Consider the following 641-nt stretch of genomic DNA (forward strand, 5'->3'; position numbering starts at 1 on the left):
AAAAGGGAAAAATTACTGCGGTGCAACTGCCCATCAGGGAATGGGAACGCATCAAAATGCAATATCCGGATATCGAAAACATCGATGCCGAATTGCCTGATTGGCAAAAATCCCTGCTGGATCAACGTTTGGATGCGATAGCAAAAGATGGGAGCAAGGTACTCCCAATTGAAGGGTTATTGGCTGAACTTGATCGGTAAGCGTCATTCATGGCTTGGAGGCTGACCTATTTCGAGGAAGTTGCTAATGATATCCGCGATGCCAAAGAATGGTATAAGGAAAAACGGCCCGGTCTGGAAAAGCGTTTTGCGACGGCGACCAAAGCAACCATCCGCCGCATTGCCATCCATTACATTATGCATTGAAGTATAGGAATGTTAGGGCTGCGCTGATTCCGGTGTTTCCCTATGCCATACACTTCTATATTGACGAAGAAGCAAATACAATTACCATAATCGCAATTGTACATACCAGCCGAAACCCGAGTATAGCGAAAAATCGAATTTCATAAGCACAAGTAACACTTGGTTTAACACTTGCGAACAGTATGAAAAAGACAGGGCGCTGCCGAAATAGAAAATCTATCCCCACTGGCACAAGTTAAGTGAAACGTCACTTGGGCCATCACAGGTTCAAAGTAA

Annotated in this window: 2 protein-coding genes; both read left to right on the forward strand. The window is 44.6% G+C overall.

The window, feature by feature from the left end; all coding sequences use genetic code 11:
• Positions 1-200, forward strand: a 200-nt coding sequence (locus tag NF543_RS25285; protein WP_257670989.1) for an addiction module protein, incomplete at its 5' end; no start/stop codon positions are given.
• A 9-nt stretch (positions 201-209) separates the two neighbouring features.
• Positions 210-365: a hypothetical protein gene (locus tag NF543_RS25290; protein WP_257670990.1), complete on the forward strand. Its 156-nt coding sequence runs from the start codon at positions 210-212 to the stop codon at positions 363-365.
• Positions 366-641: the final 276 nt, after the last annotated feature.

This window comes from Parapedobacter tibetensis (genome assembly GCF_024704835.1).
Lineage (GTDB): Bacteria > Bacteroidota > Bacteroidia > Sphingobacteriales > Sphingobacteriaceae > Parapedobacter > Parapedobacter tibetensis.

Coding starts and splice junctions, on each gene's coding strand:
- NF543_RS25290 (WP_257670990.1), top strand. CDS start 210: ATGGCTTGGAGGCTGACCTATTTCGAGGAAGTTGCTAATGATATCCGC.